Origin of the sequence: Mycolicibacterium sp. lyk4-40-TYG-92 (assembly GCF_030209435.1) — a bacterium.
GTDB lineage: Bacteria > Actinomycetota > Actinomycetes > Mycobacteriales > Mycobacteriaceae > Mycobacterium.
Map to the genome: position 1 here is coordinate 186,341 of NZ_JARVRX010000010.1, position 15,842 is coordinate 202,182.

Annotated in this window: 18 protein-coding genes; 7 read left to right on the forward strand and 11 right to left on the reverse strand. The window is 67.3% G+C overall.

The genetic code is table 11. From position 1 onward, the window contains the following. Positions 1–188: 188 nt before the first annotated feature. Both QRN63_RS15680 and rsrA read left to right on the forward strand, forming a co-directional pair. On the forward strand, positions 189–815 hold the full coding sequence (locus QRN63_RS15680) for a sigma-70 family RNA polymerase sigma factor (protein ID WP_267318515.1): 627 nt from the start codon (positions 189–191) through the stop codon (positions 813–815). Next, complete coding sequence (gene rsrA, locus QRN63_RS15685) at positions 815–1,126, forward strand: mycothiol system anti-sigma-R factor (protein ID WP_267318093.1); 312 nt, start codon at positions 815–817, stop codon at positions 1,124–1,126. Before QRN63_RS15680 ends, rsrA begins: the two co-directional genes overlap by 1 nt. Positions 1,127–1,179: 53 nt before the next feature. Here rsrA and QRN63_RS29730 read toward each other — a convergent pair whose 3' ends face one another. Further along, on the reverse strand, positions 1,180–1,254 hold the full coding sequence (locus QRN63_RS29730) for a 50S ribosomal protein bL37 (protein ID WP_085976028.1): 75 nt from the start codon (positions 1,252–1,254) through the stop codon (positions 1,180–1,182). Between the two features lie 137 nt (positions 1,255–1,391). Here QRN63_RS29730 and QRN63_RS15690 point away from each other — a divergent pair, with 137 nt between their 5' ends. Beyond that, positions 1,392–1,607, forward strand: a complete 216-nt coding sequence (locus tag QRN63_RS15690; RefSeq protein WP_036421130.1) for a biotin/lipoyl-binding carrier protein — start codon at positions 1,392–1,394, stop codon at positions 1,605–1,607. A 26-nt stretch (positions 1,608–1,633) separates the two neighbouring features. Continuing rightward, the gene (locus tag QRN63_RS15695) at positions 1,634–3,127 is read left to right on the forward strand and encodes a two-component system sensor histidine kinase PdtaS (protein ID WP_267318092.1); all 1,494 of its coding nucleotides are present in this window, start codon (positions 1,634–1,636) and stop codon (positions 3,125–3,127) included. 108 nt (positions 3,128–3,235) lie between these two features. Here the strand turns inward: QRN63_RS15695 and whiB1 are convergent, their stop codons facing one another. The 3 genes from whiB1 to QRN63_RS15710 form a co-directional block, all read right to left on the reverse strand. Then, the gene (whiB1, locus tag QRN63_RS15700; RefSeq protein ID WP_043392449.1) at positions 3,236–3,490 is read right to left on the reverse strand and encodes a transcriptional regulator WhiB1; all 255 of its coding nucleotides are present in this window, start codon (positions 3,488–3,490) and stop codon (positions 3,236–3,238) included. Between the two features lie 250 nt (positions 3,491–3,740). Continuing rightward, positions 3,741–4,700 (reverse strand): diacylglycerol/lipid kinase family protein, encoded by a 960-nt coding sequence (locus QRN63_RS15705; RefSeq protein WP_285031584.1) that lies wholly within the window; start codon positions 4,698–4,700, stop codon positions 3,741–3,743. Positions 4,701–4,752: 52 nt separating this feature from the next. After that, positions 4,753–5,163, reverse strand: coding sequence for a YchJ family protein (locus QRN63_RS15710; RefSeq protein ID WP_285031585.1), 411 nt, complete (start codon positions 5,161–5,163; stop codon positions 4,753–4,755). Positions 5,164–5,202: 39 nt separating this feature from the next. Between QRN63_RS15710 and aroQ the strand changes: the two genes are divergently transcribed. After that, positions 5,203–5,643 carry a type II 3-dehydroquinate dehydratase gene (aroQ, locus tag QRN63_RS15715; RefSeq protein WP_285031586.1) on the forward strand — a complete coding sequence of 147 codons (441 nt, stop codon included), beginning with the start codon at positions 5,203–5,205 and terminating at the stop codon, positions 5,641–5,643. Continuing rightward, a complete protein-coding gene (locus tag QRN63_RS15720; RefSeq protein WP_267318088.1) occupies positions 5,643–6,032 on the forward strand; it encodes a hypothetical protein in 390 nt (129 codons plus the stop codon). The genes aroQ and QRN63_RS15720 overlap by 1 nt, the downstream gene beginning before the upstream one ends. Before the next feature lie 5 nt (positions 6,033–6,037). On the opposite strand, the gene QRN63_RS15725 is transcribed toward QRN63_RS15720, so the two are convergent. The 5 genes from QRN63_RS15725 to QRN63_RS15745 form a co-directional block, all read right to left on the reverse strand. Beyond that, positions 6,038–7,438, reverse strand: a complete 1,401-nt coding sequence (locus QRN63_RS15725) for a mechanosensitive ion channel family protein (protein ID WP_285031587.1) — start codon at positions 7,436–7,438, stop codon at positions 6,038–6,040. Next, positions 7,435–9,558, reverse strand: a complete 2,124-nt coding sequence (locus QRN63_RS15730) for an adenylate/guanylate cyclase domain-containing protein (protein WP_285031588.1) — start codon at positions 9,556–9,558, stop codon at positions 7,435–7,437. The genes QRN63_RS15725 and QRN63_RS15730 overlap by 4 nt, the downstream gene beginning before the upstream one ends. Positions 9,559–9,683: 125 nt before the next feature. Continuing rightward, positions 9,684–10,175 (reverse strand): GNAT family N-acetyltransferase, encoded by a 492-nt coding sequence (locus QRN63_RS15735; RefSeq protein WP_267318085.1) that lies wholly within the window; start codon positions 10,173–10,175, stop codon positions 9,684–9,686. Between the two features lie 13 nt (positions 10,176–10,188). Then, positions 10,189–11,235, reverse strand: a complete 1,047-nt coding sequence (locus QRN63_RS15740) for an isochorismate synthase (protein WP_285031849.1) — start codon at positions 11,233–11,235, stop codon at positions 10,189–10,191. Positions 11,236–11,270: 35 nt separating this feature from the next. Next, positions 11,271–11,894: an acid phosphatase gene (locus QRN63_RS15745; RefSeq protein ID WP_285031589.1), complete on the reverse strand. Its 624-nt coding sequence runs from the start codon at positions 11,892–11,894 to the stop codon at positions 11,271–11,273. Between the two features lie 50 nt (positions 11,895–11,944). Here QRN63_RS15745 and QRN63_RS15750 point away from each other — a divergent pair, with 50 nt between their 5' ends. Next, positions 11,945–12,757 (forward strand): ParA family protein, encoded by an 813-nt coding sequence (locus QRN63_RS15750; RefSeq protein WP_267318083.1) that lies wholly within the window; start codon positions 11,945–11,947, stop codon positions 12,755–12,757. 9 nt (positions 12,758–12,766) lie between these two features. Here QRN63_RS15750 and QRN63_RS15755 read toward each other — a convergent pair whose 3' ends face one another. After that, positions 12,767–13,981, reverse strand: a complete 1,215-nt coding sequence (locus tag QRN63_RS15755; RefSeq protein WP_267318082.1) for an Rv3212 family protein — start codon at positions 13,979–13,981, stop codon at positions 12,767–12,769. 20 nt (positions 13,982–14,001) lie between these two features. Beyond that, on the reverse strand, positions 14,002–15,555 hold the full coding sequence (locus QRN63_RS15760) for a DEAD/DEAH box helicase (RefSeq protein ID WP_267318081.1): 1,554 nt from the start codon (positions 15,553–15,555) through the stop codon (positions 14,002–14,004). Positions 15,556–15,842 lie beyond the last annotated feature (287 nt).

Genomic DNA, 15,842 nt, shown 5'->3' on the forward strand with positions numbered 1-15,842 from the left:
GAACAAGCGCGTGGTCCGGTGCTGTTACTCCCGTCAGCATGGTCAATTAATGGCTCGCGAAGTTGTCGGTCGCAGCCTCTAGGATCGGACGGAAGGGGACATAGGTGCCAACGGCATGTCTGGAACGTCCGGTCGAGTTGCCGGACCTGTTGCGTGGCGCCGCGACAGAAGGGACGGTCTCGATCACGATGACCGACATCGACGGGCTGGGTTCCGCGGTAGAGAGCGAGGCGGAGCTGACGGCGCGGTTCGAGCGCGACGCGATTCCGCTGCTCGATCAGCTCTACGGCGGCGCGCTGCGCATGACGCGCAATCCGGCGGACGCCGAGGACCTGGTGCAGGAAACCATGGTGAAGGCCTATTCGGCCTTCCATTCGTTCCGTGAGGGCACCAACCTCAAGGCCTGGCTGTACCGCATCATGACCAACACGTACATCAACAGCTACCGCAAGAAGCAGCGGCAGCCGGCGGAATACCCGACTGACGAGATCACCGACTGGCAGCTGGCGTCCAACGCCGAGCACTCGTCGACCGGTCTGCGGTCAGCTGAGGTTGAGGCGCTGGAGGCGCTGCCGGACACTGAAATCAAGGCGGCGCTGCAAGCGTTGCCGGAAGAGTTCCGGATGGCGGTGTACTACGCCGACGTCGAGGGATTCCCGTACAAGGAGATCGCCGAAATCATGGATACCCCGATCGGGACGGTGATGTCCCGTTTGCACCGTGGCCGCAAGCAGCTGCGTGAATTGTTGACGGGCGTGGCCCGGGACCGGGGCTTCCTCCGTGGAGAGAGCCTCGACACCCAGGAGGTGTCCTGATGGGCGAAGAGTTCACCCGCCCCGAGGGCCACGATTTCGAGCCGCCGATCGGCCCGGTCGACCCGGAGCATCCCGAATGCGCCGCGGTGATCGCCGAGGTCTGGACGCTGCTGGACGGGGAATGCACCACGGAGACGCGCGACAAGCTGCGGTTCCACCTGGAGGAATGCCCCACCTGCCTGCGCCAGTACGGCATCGAGGAGCGCGTCAAGGCGCTCATCGCCACCAAGTGCAGCGGCGAGAAGGCCCCTGAGGGCCTGCGTGCGCGCCTGAAACTCGAGATCAGCCGCACCACCATCGTGCGGGGCTGAAAACGAAAACCGCCCGGTTCCGTGAGGAGCCGGGCGGTTTTTGAAGGCGTAGGTCAGGCGTTGGGACGCCGGCCGTGGTTGGCCTTCGAGTGCTTACGGTCACGCTTCTTGCGGCCACGCTTGGCCATGATGGTCCTCCAAAGGTTCGGTTGCTCGCCCTACAGTGTCGCACGGCCACGCCACCCAATTGCAAACCGCGGTGCTGTGGTGCAATAGAGGCCGCAGGCACCGCCTGCGTACAGATACGTAGACGAGTGGGGTGAAGATGGCCGAGGACGTTCGCGCTGAAATCGTGGCCAGTGTGCTCGAGGTCGTGGTTCGCGAGGGCGACCAGATCGGCGAGGGTGACACGGTGGTGCTCCTCGAGTCGATGAAGATGGAGATTCCGGTGCTGGCCGAGGTTGCCGGCACGGTGACGTCCGTCAACGTGGCCGTCGGCGACGTGATCCAGGCCGGCGACCTCATCGCCGTCATCGGCTAGGCAACCCCAGAACGGGATAACGCGACGTGTCCACCCTCGGTGATCTGCTCGCCGAGCACACTGTCCTGCCCGGCAATGCGGTCGACCACCTGCATGCCGTGGTCGGTGAATGGCAGCTGCTCGCCGACCTGTCGTTCGCCGATTACCTCATGTGGGTTCGGCGCGACGACGGGACGCTGGTGTGCGTGGCGCAGATTCGGCCCAACACCGCGCTGACGGTGCTGTTCGCCGACGCGGTCGGGACCATCAACTCTCCCGCGGACATGCCCGCCGTCACCGCGGCCTTCGAGACCGGGCTCATCGGCCGGGGAGCGGAAAGCTCTGCGGTACAAGGTGATTCGCGCCTGAACCTGGAGGCGGTCCCGGTCCGCTACGGCAATGACGTGGTCGCGGTGCTCACGCACCAGACCGCGCTCGCCGACCGCCGTAAGGTGGCACCGCTCGAGCGGGCCTATTTGGACTGCGCCCGGGATCTGCTGCGGATGCTCGCCGAGGGAACGTTCCCGAACGTCGGTGACGTGCCGATGTCGCGGTCCAGCCCTCGCGTCGGTGACGGCCTGATCCGGCTGGACGTCGACGGGGTCGTGGTGTTCGCCAGCCCCAACGCGATCTCGGCATATCACCGCATGGGGCTGGCCACCGAGCTGGACGGTCAGAACCTGATCAGCGTCACCCGTCCGTTGATCTCCGATCCTTTCGACGCGCAGGAACTGGCGAACCACGTCCGGGATCTCCTGGCGGGCGGCTCCAGCATGCGGATGGAGATCGACGCCGGCGGCGCCGCGGTGCTGCTGCGCACCATCCCGTTGTCCGTGGGCGGCCAGGCCGTGGGCGCGGCGGTTCTGGTCCGCGACGTCACGGAGATCAAGCGCCGTGACCGCGCGCTGCTGTCCAAGGACGCCACGATCCGTGAGATTCACCACCGGGTGAAGAACAACCTGCAGACGGTGGCGGCGCTGCTGCGGTTGCAGTCCCGGCGCATGAACAACGCCGAGGCGCGCGAGGCGCTGCTGGATTCGGTGCGCCGGGTGTCGTCGATCGCGCTGGTGCACGACGCCCTGTCGCTGTCGGTGGACGAGGAAGTCAACCTCGACGAGGTGATCGACCGGATCCTGCCGATGATGAACGACCTGGCGTCGCTCGGCGCGCCCATCCGGGTGCGGCGGGAGGGTGATCTGGGCGTCCTGGACGCCGACCGCGCGCACGCACTGATCATGGTCATCACCGAACTGGTGCAGAACGCCATCGAGCACGCTTTTGACCCGACGACGGAACAGGGCAGCGTGACCATCAAGGCGGACCGTTCGGCGCGCTGGCTCGACGTCGTGATCCACGACGACGGGCACGGTCTGCCCGAGGGATTCACGCTCGAGAACTCGGACCGCCTGGGGCTGCAGATCGTGCAGACGCAGGTGTCGTCGGTTCTCGACGGCACGCTGAGCATGGATGCGGCGCCCGGCGGCGGCACGGATGTGGTGCTGCGCGTCCCGATCGGTCGCCGCGGCAGGGCTACGCAATAGGTACGGCGCAATAACCCAGCCGCACAAGATCTTTCGCGGTCAGGCTGGTCCCGGCCCATAAAAATGACCCCGGCGGATCGCCGGGGTCATTTTCGGATGCCGTGGTGGCTAGACGCCGGTGCGAGCCTTGGTGCGCGCGTTGCGGCGCTTCAGCGCGCGACGCTCGTCTTCGCTCATGCCGCCCCACACACCCGCGTCCTGGCCGGACTCGAGTGCCCAGCTCAGGCACTCGGTGGTCACGGGGCAGCGGTTGCACACGAGCTTCGCGTCAGCGATCTGAGCGATGGCCGGGCCGCTGTTTCCCACGGGGAAGAACAGTTCCGGATCCTCGTCGCGACAGACCGCCTTGTGGCGCCAATCCATGGTCAACACTCCTCACTGGGCGCGCAGCAAAGCGCGCAATGTTTTTTCACTTCGGCTGTTAACGGGTGCACACGAAATGTTTCTGCACTGTTGCATCTGATGTTTTCACAGGCTGGACAGATGTCAATAGCGGCGCGTTAACTCGTGGGCAATGTCACTGCGGACCCGCGTTGGCAGGCCCCTGGACCAGTTGTACTACACTTGGCCCACCTGCGCCCTAAATATTGCAAAGTGTTATCAAGATCGCTGGTCACTGTGTTATTGCTGGGGGCGCGACCACATTGAGAGCCGCCGGCACCGACGTGAACGTCATGCTTTCGCGCAGGCCAACGAAATCTCCGTCGATCTGACACGCAATTGGTGTGTCGCTTGTCACGCGGAGCCACGGCAGGTCGTCGTCGCGGATGAGGTGCGGACCCTCGATCTGTGGCGTACGCGACAGCATCCGTCGTAGCAATCGCAGGTTGGCCCAGATGCCCATGCTCGTGGTCGCGAACACACCCAGCCCCGTTTCGAAGGTCGTCGTGGGGTTGGTCCAGACCGGCCGGCTGTTGGCATAGGTCCACGGGCTGGCATTCGACACGAACGCGAAGTGCACGCCCGGGATCGGCTCCCGGTCGGGCAGGTGCAGCGTCAACCGCGGGGGCTTGCGGGCACTGCCGACAGCCTCACGGATCGCCACCCGGATGTACCGCGACGCGGTCACCTTGCGGCCCTTGGCCCGCTGCGCCTCGACGGCCGCCACGACCTCGCCGTCGACGCCCATGCCGGCGGTGAACACCGACCAGCGGTCGCCGCAGTCCATCAGCCCGATGCGGCGCCAGGGCACACCCCTCCGATAGTCGCTGAGCAGGTCGACGAGCTGGTTCGTCGCCTGCAGCGGGTCGGGGCTGATGCCGAGGGCCCGGGCGAAGACGTTCGCCGAGCCACCGGGCACCACGCCGACGGCGGTGTTGGAGGCGCCCGGCACGCCGTTCGCGTGCCCGAGGATGCCGTTGACCACTTCGTTCACCGTGCCGTCGCCGCCGTGCACGATCACCACGTCGGTGCCGTCAGCGGCGGCCTGGTGCCCGATCTCGATGGCATGGCCGCGGTGGTCGGTATGCGCGACGGTCAGGTCGACGCGGCTCTCCAGCGCGTGGGCGAGGAGGTCCCGGCCTGCCGGGGTCGTCGAGGTTGCGTTCGGATTCACGATCAGCACGGCACGCACGGGTGACGAGCCTATCCGCGCCGGGACCGTCGGCAACTCGGTCGGCCGATGGCTACTCCACGAAGTCCCCGTCGACGTACAGCCAGCGCCCGTCGCGGTCCCGCGTGAAGCGGCTGCGTTCGTGCAGGATGTGCCGAGTGTCGTCGCGCACGTACTGCGCGCGGAACTGCACGACGCCGGCCGGGTCCTCCGCGCCGCCGGCCTCGGTGTCGACGATCTGCAGCCGGCGCCACACCACGGCGTCATCCAGATCGAGGTCTGCCGGCCGGGTACTCGGATGCCACGTCGCCAACAGGTAGTCGACGTCACCGAGGGCGAACGCGGTGAACCGCGAGCGCATCAGCGCCACCGCGGTGGCAGCGGGACGTTCGCCCCGATGCAGCGGTCCGCAGCAGATGTCGTATTCGGCCCCGGTATCGCAGCGACACGGTTGACTGTTGGTCGGCGGGCTGTTGGTCGGCACTGCGCAATTCTGCCTGTACGCAGCCGGTACCGTGAGTGGGTGACCGATCGCCGCCTGCTCCTCGTCAACGGGCCCAACCTGAATCTGTTGGGTACTCGCCAGCCGGAAATCTATGGCTCGACCACGCTGGCGCAGATCGAGCAGGCCGTCACCGAACTCGCGGCGCAACTGGGTTTCTCCGTGCGCGTGGTGCAGAGCAACCATGAGGGTGAACTGGTCGACGCGATCCAGGCGGCGCGCGCCGACTGTGTCGGCATCGTGATCAACCCCGCCGCATACAGCCACACGTCGGTGGCCATCGCCGACGCCCTCACCGCCGCCGAATTGCCGGTTGCCGAAGTGCATTTGAGCAATATCCACAAGCGCGAGGCATTCCGGCACCATTCCTACGTGTCGGCGGTGGCCGAGACGGTGATCGCCGGCGCTGGGCCCATCGGTTACGAACTGGCGGTGCGGTACCTGGCAGATCGGTTGTCGTAGTGAGTGATCCGACGATCCACCCGCCGGCCGTGCGCCGGGCCGGATTCCTGGTGGCTGCCGAAGGTGCGTTGGGCCTGATCGGAGCGGCGGTGTATGTGGTGCGCGGCCTGGCCGGTGCCGATCAGCACATCGTCAATGGCTACGGCAATGCGATCTGGCTCGTGTGCATCGGCGGGGCGGTGCTGGCCGGCGGCTGGGCGTTGATCACCGGCCGGCGCTGGGGCCGCGGCATCGGGGTGTTCGCCAACCTGTTGCTGCTCGGAGTCGCCTGGTACGTCTTCCAATCCGGCCAACTCCAGTACGCCATCGCGGTCGGGCTCGTCGCCATCGTCACGCTGGGGCTGTTGTTCAGTCCATCCACGGTGGAGTGGATCTCCAAGCGGGAGTGACGGTTTCAGTCGGCGCTCAGGAGGCGCCGGGCGTGGGCCCGGCGGTCTTCGATGACCCGGCCGAATTCCTGTAGCAGCACCGGATTTCGCTGCACCACCGTCTCGATGTGATCGCGCTCGACGTGCACCACGGTGACCTCGTCGAGGGCGTGGGCATTGCCGATGACCGGTTGGCGGGTCAGTGTGCTCTGGCCGAGATAGCTGCCGTTCTCGAGGATTCCGATCAGGGTTTCCGCTCCGTCGGCACTGCTGGCGGTCAGCTGAACACGGCCGGACAGGATGAACGTCATCCGGTCCGGTACTTCACCGACCCGCTGGACCAATTCGCCGATGCCGTAGCGTTCCAGGTTCGCGGCGCCCAGCAGCTCGCGCTGTTGGTCGGCGCTGAGCCGTAGTGTCGGTGCGACGACCTCGGCGACGGCCTCGGCCAGCCGTTCGGTTGTCGGGAAATCGTCCTCGGCTTCGTCCAGGTGCAGGCCCGCCCGCCGCGACGCATACCAGACCCATTGCAGGAAAAGCTTTTTCGTTTCGCCGTCGTCGGCGGGGGAGTGCAGTGGAATGGTGGTCTGATATTGGAGCCCGCCTGCGGGGGTCGCCGACACGGTGCCGTCGGGGCGCCGCATCGGCAGGTCCGCGGCCAGTCGCGTGAGCAGCGCGCACACCTGGTTCGGCGGATCGTCGACCGAGAAGATGGTTGTCACGGTGATCGAGTGCGCGTCGGCCGGCCGGCTCAGATTGGTGAACGACGCCCCGGCCAGGACCGAGTTCGGGGTGATTTGGGTTCCGGCACCGGTCTCCAGATGTACTGCACGCCAATTGACTTCGACCACCCGGCCGCGTGCGGCGGCCGTGTCCAGCCAGTCGCCGATCTGGAACGGCTGCTCGAACAACATCAACAGGCCCGAGATGATCTGGCCCACCGAATTCTGCAATGTCAGGCCGATGACGATCGAGGTGATGCCCAGTGCGGTGAACAGGCCGCGGACGTTCGCTCCCCAGATGTACGAGAAGATCACCGCCAGACCGACCGCGATGAGGACGAACCGGGCGACGTCGACGAAGATCGTGGGAACCCGCTTGCGCCATGTTCCGGCCGGGGCGCCCTGGAACAGCGCGGCGTTCACGCCGGACAGCAGCAGGACCAGCACGACGAACGCGAAAAGCGTTGCGACGGTGCGCACTGAGGTGGATCCGGCCGGTATCTGCCGGGCCTCGGTCAACAGCAGCAGGAGTGCGCCCAGGGGCAGCAGGTAGTTGCGCAACACCGTCACCGGCCGCACCAGGAAGCTCTGCCTGCGGCGCAGCGTGTGCTGCCATTCGGTGAGCGCGACCAGCGCGATGGGCAATCCGATCGCGATGCCCACGGCCCAGTAGAACCAGGCCGAGCTGAACACGTCGGCGATCATTGCGGCGCCACCAGTCTCCAGATCGGCTCGTCCTGTCCGTCCACGGACATGGTGCCGGCAGAGGTGAAGGTCATGGTGGCCTGCAGCGCCTGATAAACCCTGTCGGTGACGTCGATTCCGGGCTGCGGTGAACCGCTCTTGACCTGGTAGGCGACGTTGACCGCGGCGCCCCACATGTCGTAGACCACGGAGTATTCGCCGCCCAGACCACTGCTTACCGTGCCGGTGTCGATGCCGGCACGCAGACCCAGGTGGTTACCGGTTTCACTGTTGAACCGGTCGATGATGCGTTGGCATTCCAGCGCGAAGTCGACGGTCCGCCGGACGTTGTCCAGTCGCGGCGTGTTGAGGCCACAGCTGCCCAGGTAGCCGTTCCGGATCGCGCGGACGCGTTCGATGCCGAGATTGTCTGCGGCTGCATCGAATTGGCGCTCGAGCTCGGTGACGACAGCGAGCCCCTGCGACGTCAACTGTGCCTGGAGTCGGTCCAGCCCGATGACCTCGGTGAAGATCACCGTGACGTTCTGGTGCTCCTCGGGCACGATCTCCTCGCCCTGCTGGTAGCGCTCGACGACCGGTTCCGGCATCAACAGCGCCAGGAGTTTGGCGTTCTCCTTGCGTTGCTCGACGAGCAGCTCCTCCTTGACTGTCAGGCTGCGGCTCATCTCGTTGAAAGCCTCTGTCAGCTCGCCGATTTCGTCGCGCGTCTCGACGGGCACGTTGATGTTGTAGTCGCCGGCGCTGATCCGTTGCGCGCCCGCCTCCAGCCGCCGAATGGGTCGGACGAAGAGTTGCGCGAGGAACATCGCGGCGATGCAGACGACGAAAATGATGCCGACGGTGGTCAACACGATGGTCCTGGTGAAGGCGGTCTCCCGCTGGAAAGCCTCCGCGGTATCGATCTTGCCGATGATGGTCCAGTGCAGTTCGGCGTCGGGAATCGTGATGGGAGCGTAGGCCAACAACACCTCATGACCGAGATAGTCGGTGGCCAGCCGGGTTCCGGACTCGCCCCGCAGCGCCTGCCGGTTGGTGGTCGGTGGCACCGGTTGCACCAGTGTGGTACCGCCCAGTTCGATGGCACGGTCGGCCACATCGGCAGGCGTGCCGGCCGCGACGACATCGCTCTTGTAGGTCTGCTGATCCTGCAGGAACATCCGGGAATCCGAGCGCATCAGGTCATCGGGGCCGACCAGGAAGACTTCGCCGGTGTTGCCCAGGCCCGATTCCTTCCAGCGTTTGTCGAACGTCATCAGCCGGTTGATCTTCGTGACCGGGAATTGCAGGGCGAGCGCACCCATCGCGCGGCCGGCCGTCACGATCGGTGTGATCATCCAGGCGGTGGGTTGGTTCTCCGCCGGTTGGTATATCTCGAAATCGGTGATACCCACGTAGTCGACAGAATTCGCGGACATCGCTTTCTCGTATGCGCCACGGAGTTTGGACCCGCTGTAGGGGCCGGTAAGGATGTTGGTGCCCAGGTCGACGTCTTTGTACGCGGTGTAGACCATGTTGCCCCGGTTGTCGAGGAGGATGGCGTCCTGGAATTCGAACCGGTTGACGATCTGCCGGAAGAAATCCTGGTATCGGGCGTTCGCGACTGACCAGATACTGCCGTCGTGGGCGTCGTCGACCTTGACCGCCGTGTCGTCGTCCTTCCGGACGGCGGTGTAGTTCGCCTGCAGATACCGCTGGGCGTTGTCCCTCGGGAGTAGTTGATCGACGTTCAGCTTGGCGCCGCTGGCCTGCTGCACCTCCTTGAGAAAGGTGTTGGTGTAGTAGTCGGTGATCGACTGCGACTGCGCCGGGCTGATCGGTTTGTCGGCCAGCGCGTCGAAGCCCGCGGTGAACTCCGCCAGCGCGCCCTGGGTGTGGGCGCCGCGCGCATAGATGATCATCGAGTTCTTGAGATCGGACAGCTGGTCCTTCAGCTCGCGCGACTGCGACTGCCGAAGTTCGGTGAGCCGGTTCAGGACCGAGTCGCGCAGTGAGGCGCGCCCGGCCCGGAACCCGATGACGCCGACGACGGTCGCCGCGATGATGGTGCACAGCACCAGCATCACCACGAGCTTCGACTGGATACTCACCCTGGACAGCAGCTGGCGACGCTGGAATCGCATTGCCGTCCCTTCGCCGGCCCGGCCTCATCGGTCGGGCCGCGGATCAACACCGATGGTGGCAGCCGAGGCCCACGTGCAGAAGGGAATTGGGCAAGAAATTTACGTGGAAGGTCAGCTGTGGCCGGTCAGCCCTCGGCCAGCGCCGCCAGTTCGGGCCCGGACACCCGGTAGGTGGTCCACTCGGTCTGCGGTTTGCCGCCGACCTCGTCGTACAGGGCGATGGCATTCACGTTCCAGTTCAGGACCGCCCACTGCAGGCGTGAGTATCCGCGCTCGACGCATTCCTGTGCCAGTGTCGACAGCAGCTTGCGGGCCAGGCCGCGGCGCCGGAAGTCGGGGCGCACGAACAGGTCTTCGAGATAGATGCCGGAGACACCATCCCACGTCGAGAAGTTCAGGAACCACAGCGCGAACGCCGCCGGCCGCCCGTCGACCTCGACGAAATGGCCCGAAACGGCGGCCTGCCCCGATTCGGCGCCGCCGAACAGCGCGGTCCGAATCTGCGCTTCGGTCACGGTGCACTGATCGGCGGCCTTCTCGAAGGCGGCCAGCTCGTGGATCATCGCGGTGATCTCGACTTCGTCGCCAGGAACGGCGGGTCGGATGGTCGTCGTCATTTGTCGTGTCCCGTCATTGCGCTACCCCCAGTGCGGTCAGCATCGTCCTGAATTTTGTTGTGGTCTCGGTGACTTCGTCATCGGGGTCGGATTCGGCGACGATACCGCCGCCGGCGCGGGCGTCGACGGACAGCCGGTCCGCGGCCAGTTGTCCGCACCGGATCGACACCACCCACCGGCCGTCGCCTGCGTTGTCGCACCAGCCGACCGCACCGGCATAGAACCCGCGGTCGCCTTCGAGTTCGTTGATCAGCCGCGCCGCCGCCGCGGTGGGAACCCCGCCGACGGCCGGCGTCGGATGCAGTGCGATCGCCAAGTCCAGTGCGGTGGTAGAGGTTTCGCGCAGCCGGCCGACGATCGGGGTGCTCAGATGCCACACGGCCGTGGTGGCGCTCAACTGGGGTTCGGCGGCGATGTCGAGTTCACTGCACAGTGGTTCGAGCGCCTCACGCATGATGTCGACCACCAGCTGGTGCTCGTGCCGGTTCTTGGCCGACGCCGCCAGCGCGGCGCCGTTGGCGGCGTCGGTCTCGGGGTCGGCCGACCGCGGCGCCGAGCCGGCGAACGGTTTGCATGTCACGACATCGCCGCGGCGGGCCACCAGCAGTTCGGGGCTCGCGCCGAGCAGCGCGGTGCCGGAGTATGGTGCGCCGGCTGCGCTCAGATCGGTGAAAAACGCTGTGGCGCTGCGGTCGTCGGCGAGCCGGCTCAGTATTGCGTACGGGTCCAGGGCGTCGTCGGCGACGAGCTGCAGCGCCCGGGCCAGCACCACCTTGTGCAGGCCTGCCGCAGGGTCGCGCAGGGCCCGTACCGCCGCGGCCACCCGGGCCCGGTGTTCGGCGGGCGACGGCAGGCTGGCCGCGATCCGGACGGCCGGCAGCTGGTCAGCGGTGAACGGCAGCGCGTCGGCATACGTGACGGCGTCCGGCGCCATCAACGCGGCGGGGGAGTCGAGGTCGAAAGGCAAGGCGCCCACCAGGATCCGCACGTCGTCGGCGGACAGTGCCCGTCGTGCGTCGTCCAGGTCGGGGAACGCCCGCGCCGGACCGTCTGCCAGCATCACCCCATCGGGACCCGCCAGCACGAAAACCGGGGTCACTCGGGCAGGCACGGGTTGGGGTGGCCGGTCAGGCCCAGCGCGACCAACTGGCGCACGCGGTGCTCGAAGCCGCACACCGAGATCGAGGCCGCCGCCATGGAGATGCGGATGCCGTCGGTCACCGGGAGCTCCATCCACCGCGTCATCACGGCCCGCGAGAAGTGGCCGTGCCCGACGAACACCACGTCGCGCGTCGCCATGTGGTCGAGGGCCAGCGCCACGGCGCGGTCGGCGCGGGCACTGACGTCGGCCAGGCTCTCGCCGCCGGGGCAGCCGTGCGTCCACACCAGCCAGTCGGGCACCTGCTCGCGAATCTGCGGTGTCGTCAGGCCCTCGTAATCGCCGTAGTCCCACTCGGCCAGCAGTTCGGTGGTCTCGGCGACGTCCAGCCCGGCGAGTTCGGCGGTGACCACCGCCCGCCGGCGCGGGCTGCTGATCACCAATGGGTCGTCGAGCTTCAGTTCGGCCAGCGCCGAGGCGGCGCTGCGGGCCTGCTGCAGTCCCTCGTCGGTCAGGTCCAGATCGGTACGACCGGTGTGCCGGCCGCTGCGCGACCATTCGGTCTGGCCGTGGCGAAGCAATAGCAGCCGGTGTCTGGTCGGGTCGACTGCGATATCCACGCCCGAGATTCTGCCCCACGGTGAGCGGCGCCACATGGCCGCGTGTCAGGATGGGCACCGTGACACGGGTACTTGCGGTCGCCAACCAAAAAGGTGGGGTCGCAAAAACGACGACAGTGGCGTCGCTGGGTGCAGCGCTGACCGAGGAGGGCCAGCGGGTACTGCTCGTCGACCTCGATCCGCAGGGCTGTCTGACCTTTTCGCTCGGCCAGGACCCGGACAAGCTGCCGGTCTCGGTGCACGAGGTGCTGCTCGGCGACGTGGAACCCGATGTCGCGCTGGTTTCGACCGCCGAGGGCATGACCCTGCTGCCGGCCAACATCGACCTGGCGGGCGCCGAGGCGATGCTGCTGATGCGGGCCGGCCGGGAGTACGCGCTCAAGCGCGCGCTCGCAAAATTGGCGACCAGTGCCGACCCTTTCGATGTGGTGATCATCGACTGCCCGCCGTCCCTGGGCGTGCTGACGCTCAACGGCCTGACGGCCGCCGACGACGTCGTCGTGCCTCTGCAGTGCGAGACGCTGGCGCACCGCGGCGTCGGCCAGTTCCTGCGGACCGTCACCGACGTGCAGCAGATCACCAACCCAGACCTGCGGCTGCTGGGCGCGCTGCCGACGCTGTATGACGCGCGCACCACGCACAGCCGCGACGTCCTGCTCGACGTGGCCGACCGCTACAGCCTCGTGGTGCTCGCCCCGCCGATCCCGCGGACGGTGCGGTTCGCCGAGGCCAGCGCGTCCGGTTCGTCGGTCCTCGCGGGCCGGAAGAACAAGGGCGCCATCGCCTATCGCGAACTGGCGCAGTCGCTGCTGAAGCACTGGAAGAAGAACAAGGCGCTGCCGGTCTTCACTCCTGAGGTGTGACGGCGCGGGTCACTGACCCAGCGCCACCAATTGACTGCCGCGCTGCTCCAGCAGCACCGAACCGGCGAGGGCCGGGATGACCGCGGTGTTGACCGGCGGCCTGGCCAGTGCGATGTGCGTCTGGCCGGCACCACTCTGCGCGTCGAACGTGTCGTAGCCGCTGGTCACCGGAACCAGCAGATGTCCGGCCAGCATGGTGGCCGGGCCGATCGGTGCCTGCCCACCCTGCGCGCTGACGGTGTACTTGTAGCGCAGCCCGTTGGCGTCGAAGACCAGCACCGAGTCGCCGGTGTACCAGGTGACGACGTCACCGACCCGGGTCGTCGCCGTCACCGGCGTCGGGGGATGCGGCAGCAGGGTGCTGGCGATGGTGTTGCCGGTTTCGTCGATGATGTTCACGCACGGCTGCGGCGTCGGCACGTAGATCGCCGCCTTGGTCTCGGACACCGCGATCACCTGGGCGTCGGAGTCCACGCCGACACCGGGCAGCGCCACCCGCTTGACGTCCGGCTGGTCTTCTTCCTTGGCGGCCTTGAGCAGCGTCAACCGCAGGTCGTTCTGTTTGGGGCAGGCCTCCATGACGGCCACCGACGCCGGGCTGGCCGCCGCGGACGTCAGCCGGCACAGGGGAGAGGCCGGCACGCCGGGCTTGACCACCGCGTCGAGGTAGCCGTAGCTGATCATCCGCACCAGGTCCGAGCGCCACTGCTCCAGCCGGCTGTCGCCGTACGACAGGATCGTCGTGCCGTCGGTGGACAGTTTCACCTCGGCGTCGGCCAGGCTGCTGCGGGCGGGCCCGCGGCGTCCGGTGCTCGCGTCGATGGCGCTGGCCTGCCCGCAGCCGCGGCCGTCGGGGTACACCGCCACCGCGAACTGGTACACGGTGGTGACGCCGCACAGCTCGCGGCCGCGCGAGTAGCTCCACAAGGTGCTGCCGGTGGCCGGGTCGCGACCCAGCATCTCGTCGCCGTCGCCGGTCACCACGACACCGCCGACGACCGCGGGCTGCGTGGTCTTGCCGCTGGCGGCGGTCCACAGTTCGCGCAGCGTCGTGGGCACCGTCTTCGCGGCGTGCAACGCCGGGACGGGACGGTCGGCGGGCCGGCTGACGGTGGCCCGCGCGTCGCTGTTCCACCAGATCAGCGCGGCGCCGACCGCGACCACCACCACGATGGCCGCGGCGGCGATCAGATCAGCTTTGGTACGTCGTTCCGGTTTGACCATAGGGCGCCGACGACCTGCGGCTATTCGGCGGCAGGTGCGGCGACGACCGCGGCCTCTGCGGCGGCCTTGCTCGGACGACGACGCCGGCGGCGACGACCCGAGTGGGTCGACTCGGTGGCGCTGTCACCGGTGGGTGCGCTCGCTTCGGCGGGGGTGTCGCCCTCGGCGGCACCGGATGCCTCGACATGACCCGTGGCCGATTCGCCGGCGCGGGTGCGGCGGCGCGACCGGCTGCGGCTGCGGGCGGGGCGGTCCTTGTCGGCGCTCGACTCGCGCTTGACCTCGGGGTCAGAAGCCGACTTCTTGGCGGGCTTGGCCCGCGAGGCGCCGACCGATCCGGTGACATCGGTCGGGATGTCCAGCTCTTCGTACAGGTGCGGCGAGCGCGAGTACGTCTCGGCCGGGTCCGGGCAGTCCAGGTTGAGGGCCTTGTCGATGAGCGCCCAGCGGGTCAGCTCGTCCCAGTCGACCAGCGTGACGGCGATGCCGGTCTTACCGGCGCGACCGGTACGACCGATGCGGTGCACGTAGGACATCTCGTCTTCGGGAATCTGGTAGTTGATGACATGCGTGATGTCGTCGATGTCGATGCCGCGGGCGGCGACGTCGGTCGCGACCAGCACGTCGATGTCGCCGTTACGGAACGACTTGAGGGCCTTCTCGCGGGCGATCTGGCCCAGGTCGCCATGCACGGCGCCGACCTTGAAGCCGCGCTCGGCCAGCTCGTCCGCCACCTTCTGGGCGGTGCGCTTGGTGCGGGTGAAGATCATGGTCGCGCCGCGGCCGTTGGCCTGCAGGATCCGGGTGACCATCTCCACCTTGTCCAGCGCGTGGGCGCGGTAGACGTACTGCTTGGTGGAGTCGTGCGTGGCTGCCGAGTGCGGGGCCTCGGCCCGGATGTGCGTCGGCTGGTTCATGAAGGTGCGCGCGAGCGTGATGATCGGGTCCGGCATGGTGGCCGAGAACAGCATGGCCTGCCGCGAATCCGGGGTCAGCCGCAGGATGCGCTCGATGTCGGGCAGGAAGCCCAGATCCAGCATCTCGTCGGCCTCGTCCAGGACCAGGACGCTGAGGCCACCGAGCTGCAGGTGACCCTGCTGGGCCAGGTCCAGGAGCCGGCCCGGGGTGCCGACGATGACGTCGACGCCCTGCTGCAGGGCTTCGATCTGCGGCTCATAGGGGCGGCCGCCGTAGATGGCTTCGACGCGGAGTTTGCGTTCCCCGTTCTCGCCGGCCTTGAGGTGTTTGCCGGCCATGGTGAGGTCGCCGTAGACCTGGATGCAGAGTTCGCGGGTCGGGACGACGACGAGTGCGCGGGGCGTGCCGGTCAGCGGCAGCGACGGATCGGAGGTGACGCGGTGCAGCAGGGGCACACCGAACGCCAGGGTCTTGCCCATGCCGGTGCGGGCCTGGCCGATCAGGTCGTCGCCGGCGAGGGCCAACGGGAGCGTCAGCTCCTGGATGGCGAACGGGTGGGCCTTGCCGTCTTCGGCGAGCGCCTGGACGATTTCGTCGCGAACGCCGAGGTCAGCGAATGTTTTTTCTTCGGTTGTCTTTGCAGTCAATGCGGTCATGAGGTGGCGTGGATGCCTTCCAGTGTTATCGGAGTCAGTGCTCGCTGTTTGTCCACGCGCGCACGAGTCTGACGATCAACACTTGGGCCCTCGGGGCGATTCTGCCGATTCAGCCGGGTGTTCCGGCGAGCTGGAGAACCGCCTACCGCGTAGGTCGCGGATGGAGGCGGGCCAACACGTGCACGCACATTTCCTTGGTCGCAGCCGGTCGCGGGCCAGACCCTTCTCGGATCCGGAACTTGCTCGGAACTGGCTACAGCCGAGACCATTGTAGCTGGTCGCATCGC